Origin of the sequence: Planktothrix sp. FACHB-1355 (assembly GCF_014748295.1) — a bacterium.
Lineage (GTDB): Bacteria > Cyanobacteriota > Cyanobacteriia > Cyanobacteriales > Aerosakkonemataceae > Aerosakkonema > Aerosakkonema funiforme_A.
On the sequence record NZ_JACJUP010000373.1, the window covers coordinates 1 to 5515 of the forward strand.

The following is a 5515-nucleotide window of genomic DNA, read 5'->3' on the forward strand; positions in this document are numbered from 1 at the left end:
AGTGGGGGATGGGGGGAGTGGGGGAGCGGGGGAGCGGGGGAAATATTATCCACATTTTCTACTTTTCTGGGGTATTCTGCGGTTATGCTGCTCTCCCGCTCCCCCGCTCTCCCGCTTCCCTCTTCGCACAAGGGTGCATAAATAGCAATCCCAACGAGGGAATTCTCGAAATACCCCCGCAATCTGGCTTCGCTAGAACGCAGTGCCAACATCGCGCTTTTTTGCTCTGTGATATCCTTGAGCGTTCCCGTGCGCGAACAAATACTTCCGTCTGGGGCAAAGCTGAGACGTTCGTCGATATCGACGTAGCGAAATCCACCCGATTTAGTTCGCAGCCGAATTTCATAGCGGCTGCCGTCTTTATTTGTTTTACAATTACTGCTAGCGTCAGCTTGTTTTTCTTGATATAATGGAATATCATCTAAATGAACATAACTTAAAAACGGTGTTTGTAAAGTTTCTTCTGCCGAAAAGCCAGTAATTTCTGTCCAAGCTGGGTTAATGAATGTCCAGTTGCCGTCGGCATCTGTTTGGAAAATTACTTCTTTAACATTATTGACTACAAAGCGATATTTTTCTTCGCTCTGGTGCAAAATTTCTTGGCTGTGTTGCCGTTCGATCGCGTAACGCAAAGAGCGAATTAATAGTTCGCTATCAATTTTTCTTTTTACTAAATAATCTTGTGCGCCTACCGATATTAACTGAAGTGCCAGTTCTTCATCCGCACGAGACGTTAGCACTACAATAGGTATATTTTGATTTTCTTGTTTGAGCTTAATTACAGTTTCAAATCCTTGGCTGTCTGGCAGTGAAAGGTCTAGCAAAATCGCATCAAATTTTTCTTGACTTAAAGTTTCTCGTGCCTCTGACAGTCGCTCTACGCGCTGGAGGATAATCGCTCGCCCCCAACTGGTCTCCAATAGCAACTCTTCAATTAGTTCTGCCTCATCAACATTGTCTTCAACCAGGAGAACTCTTAAGTTGCTATGGGCGATCGGTTCTTGAAAAGCTACGTGCATACTATTGTAAATGTTTTAATTTTAGTAAAAGCAAAACAGCTAAATTTATTTTTGAGCTGGCTAACTTTAAAGTTAGCAAATATAAAGCTAAAGCTTTCGCCTAGAAAAGCAGGTTCCCAAAGCTCAACCAGGTTATTTACCAGGCTCGATGCTTGTAGCTCCCGTCTTGTCTGGCTTAGATATCGATTGCTTTATTGCCATAAGTTAATTAATATATTTGGTATAGTTATAAATTATATCATAAAAACTTATTATTGTAAATAATCATTACGGAAAATTTATAAATTTTCTAGATATGCTATAATTATATGTTTGAGTAATTAAAAACGTCCTCACTAACAAAAGCAATTATTATATTACCTGCTTTTGCATTGTTATTATATTTGTCATACGCGGGCAATTTGTTTATTGCTCATAGAAATAGCTATTAACCATTAAAAATTCCCCCACCAACAGAGCCGTCGATCGGGGAATTTTTTTAAACAGAACTGAGATCGGTATGTGGTGGAGGCGTGACAATTTCAAACCAATAATGACATAAAGCCTTCATAACGTTCACCAATTCTTTAAAAGTCAGTGGTTTGACAATAAAAGAGTTCGCGCCCAACTTATAGCAATCTAAGATATCTTCCTCCCGTTTTGAAGTAGTGATAACCACAATAGGAATGTGCTTCAAATTAGAGTTAGACTTAATTTGTGCCAGCGCTTCTTTTCCATTTAAACACGGCATATTCAAATCGAGTAAAATCAGGTTTGGGCGCGGCGAACTGGTAGGGTCGCTGTATTGCCCGCGACGGTACAAATAATCCAGCAGTTCCGAACCATCTTGTAATACGTAAAGATTGATAGCTAAGGGAACTTCTGCTAGCGCCTCTGACATTAGGTAACAAGCGTTTTCATCATCGTCAGCTATCAAAATAGTGAATGTTTTGGTATTGATATATGATTTATCATTGCTTACGGCTGTTTTCAAATATGGTGAAATTACAGAGGTAATCAACGGATTTGTCATAAAAGTATGGGTCTCAATAGCGATCGCCTGACAGATTTTTGTTAAAAATGGTAAAGTAAAAGGTTGACCCTTGACCGAGTGCAGATTCTACCCAGATGCGACCGCCATGACGTTGCACAATTTTTTGACAAATTGCTAAACCAATGCCAGTCCCAGAGTATTCTTTTTGCGTGTGCAAGCGCTGAAAAATTTGAAAGATGCGCTCGCGGTACTTGGGGTCAATCCCAATTCCATTATCGCGGATCGCAAAAAGCCACGCACCTTCTTGAAAAGAAACGTTAACGGAAACGATTGGAGGTTCCTCATTACGGCGGTACTTAATGGCATTACCGATTAAGTTTTGCAACAGTTGCACCATTTGAGAGCGATCGGCCATTACTGCTGGCAGTTCGCTTTTTGTAACAATTGCATTACTTTTGCGAATACTGGCCTGAAGATTAGCGCAAACTTCCTCAAACACCAGATTGCAGTCAACTAGCGCAAAAGCTTTGTGACTCCTGCCAACTCGCGAATACAAAAGTAAGTCATCGATGAGCCGCTGCATTCGCTTAGCACCCGATACAATTTTATTTATATAGTTATTAGCCTTATCGTCAAGTTTATCTTCATAGCGTTCTTCTAAGAGCTGAGCGTAGCTGGCGATCGTTCCTAAAGGCGCTTGCAAATCGTGGGAAGCAACATAGGCAAACTGTTCCAGTTCGGCATTAGAACGAGCCAATTCTTGAGCGTAGCGAGTTTGCTTTTCCAGTAATTGAGCTTGATACAAAGCTATGCTTAACCGCTCCGCTAATTGTTGTAAAAGTTCAATTTCCAGTTGCGCCCATTCTCTCATTTCGTTACATTGCTGAACGCACAGCAAACCCCATAATTTTTGAGGGGACGAAGGGGAAATAGGGAGAGGGGGAGAAGATTTTAATTTGCTATTCCCGTTTTCCGATTCTCCAATGACGAGAATTGGCACGATTAAGTTGGAACGAATCTGATGCTGCTGCATAAATTCCACATAGCAAGGAGTGCAGCCAAGGTTATCAATTTCGGAACAAAAGCGGATTTGTCCTTGGTAGTATTTTTCTAAATATTGAGCGGGCAAACACCGATCTTCTACAACTAATCCCAGCAAGCTGGTAAAGTTAGCAACAGTAGCTTCGCTGACAATTTTGCCTCCCCCTTCTGGCAGCAGGCGAAAGAACAAAACGCGATCGGCATTCAGGGTGTTCTTTACTTCAGTAACCGTGTTGTGGAGAATTTCCTCTATTTGCAAAGATTCGCGGATTTTAAGAGTTAGAGATGCGATTAATTGCTGGTGCTGGACTTGACGGAGTTTTTCTGCTTCTGCTTGTTTTTCTTCCGTGATATCTACCGCACTGCCTTGCAATTTAACAATTTTTCCGGTGGAATCTCGAATCGGGATTAAAGTAGTTCGCCAAATCCGAGTTCCTCCTGGCAATGCTAGCGTTTCTTCGTATTTAATCGGAACGCCAGCACTAAGACAGGCGCGGTAGCGTTCCGTAACGTGGGCGGCGACTTCGGGTGAGAGGACTTCTGTTGGTGTCTTGCCTGCAATTTCCCCACCAGAAATACCCGTTGCCCGTTCGTGAATTGGGTTCATAGTTTGATAGACAAACTGACCGTCGGGCAGAACGTTAATGAGAAAAATGCTTTCGGCTGAATGGTTAAAAATGCCAGCATAAAGTGCCTCTGAAGCTCGCAGTTCTTCTTGTGCTTGCTGCCTAGCCCAGTAGCTGTAGATCATCTCGCCAACAACTCGCAGCAGTTGCACATCTTCATCCGACCAATCTTTGCGGTTTTCTCGATACGTTTCAAATCCAATCGTTCCCCAGAGTTGACCGGATGCCGTGTTGACGGGAACGGCTAGTACAGAACGGATACCCAGGGACTTGAGCAGGTTTTTTTCAATTTCTGCTGTTGTTGGCATTGCTTCCACATCGCTAATCACAGCATTTTCATTTTTCCGATATTTTTCGACCCACCAAGGAAATAAACTGGTGTCTACATTTTGAAAATGTTGGATTTGGGGTTGAGTTTGACTGTCGCACCATTCATGAGTCATATAAGCAAAGGTGCTGTTTTCTCGGAAGCGGGTAAGATAGGCGCGATTTGTGCCTACCGCTAGTCCTAATATTGCCAGAACTCGATCGATATCTGCGGCTTCGTTGGTGGCAAATTCTCTGGATACTGCGGCCAAGGCTGTTTCTAAAGTTAGGCGATATTGCAGTTGTTTTTCGGCGAGTTTGCGCTCTTGGATATCCTCGATCGCGGCCATAATGTAACTGATAGCACCGTCAGAGTCCAGTACTACTGATAATGTGAGTTTTCCCCATTGCAGGCGACCGTCTTTGCGGATGTAGCGCTTTTCGATCGAGTAATGTTGAATTTCGCCAGCTAATAGCTGACGGTAATATCTCAGGTCTAGTTCTAAGTCTTCTGGGTAGGTAATTTCTTGGAAAGTTAGCGTCAGGAGCTCTGACTCAGAGTATCCCAAAAAGTCGCAATATCGTTGGTTAACTTTGAGAAGCTGACCGGATAGTGAGGATACAACAATTCCCACCGCAGCTTGCTCGAAAATAGCTCGGAAGCGTGCTTCGCTTTCTCTTAATGCTTCTTGTGCTTGTTTGCGCTGGGTAATGTCGCTGGCAATTCCCGCCAAGCGGTAAATTTCTCCGGCGGAGTTTCTGACGGGAAAAGTGCGATCGAGTACCCAAACAATTGAGCCATCAGGACGAATAACGCGATATTCTTGCTCGACTGCTTCCCCCTGGAACAGACGTTCCCAAGCATTGCGAATTTGGTCTCGGTCTTCTGGATGAACAGCATCTAACCAGCTAATTCTTCGTTCGTAGGCACTTTGGCAACTGCGACCCCAAATTTCTTCATAAGCGGGACTGACGTAGAGAAGCTGGGTGATTTCTGCATCTCCTATCCAGAAACATTCGCGAATGCTGCTAGCCATCTGGTCAAATCTCGATTTGCTTTCTAAAAGATCTGCTTCTATTTGTCGGCGTTCGCGAATTTCTTGCTCTAATAATTCATTTTTTTCTTGTAGCTGTCGAGTCATCGCTCGCAGTTTTAAATGTATATTAATCCGCGCTAAAATTTCTTCATTTACAAATGGTTTTGTCAGATAATCTACTGCACCCAATGTCAATACTTTGACTTCATCTACCTTATCGGAAAGACCCGTCATAAAAATTACTGGAATGTCTCGGCTTTCCGGTTTATTTTTTAAACATTGGAAGGTTTCAAGCCCGTCCATTCCCGGCATCATTACATCTAACAAAATCAAATCGGGTAAGATTGTTTCCATCTGTTTTAAAGCAGTTTCGCCCGATTCGGCAATTAAAATTTCAAACCCTTGTGCTTGCAAAAAAATGCACAGGAATTGCAGGTTATTTGGCCAATCGTCAACTATTAAAATTTTTGGTTTTCCGGTTAATTCCATAAATAGTATTTTTGGATAAATATT

The 5515-nt window shown here is 42.7% G+C and carries 3 protein-coding genes; all 3 read right to left on the bottom strand.

All coding sequences use genetic code 11. The features are described 5' to 3' along the window. Nucleotides 1–1019, bottom strand: a 1019-nt coding sequence (locus H6S82_RS16155) for a response regulator (RefSeq protein WP_191056422.1), incomplete at its 3' end; no start/stop codon positions are given. Between the two features lie 478 nt (nt 1020–1497). Continuing rightward, entirely contained in the window at nt 1498–2031 is a 534-nt protein-coding gene (locus H6S82_RS16160; protein WP_190462728.1) for a response regulator, read from the bottom strand. Between the two features lie 13 nt (nt 2032–2044). Further along, on the bottom strand, nt 2045–5491 hold the full coding sequence (locus H6S82_RS16165) for a PAS domain S-box protein (RefSeq protein ID WP_190462730.1): 3447 nt from the start codon (nt 5489–5491) through the stop codon (nt 2045–2047). Nucleotides 5492–5515: the final 24 nt, after the last annotated feature.

What these genes read in the sequence shown, in the direction of transcription:
- H6S82_RS16160 (WP_190462728.1), bottom strand. Translation starts at nt 2,031, where the DNA reads ATGACAAATCCGTTGATTACCTCTGTAATTTCACCATATTTGAAAACA.
- H6S82_RS16165 (WP_190462730.1), bottom strand. Translation starts at nt 5,491, where the DNA reads ATGGAATTAACCGGAAAACCAAAAATTTTAATAGTTGACGATTGGCCA.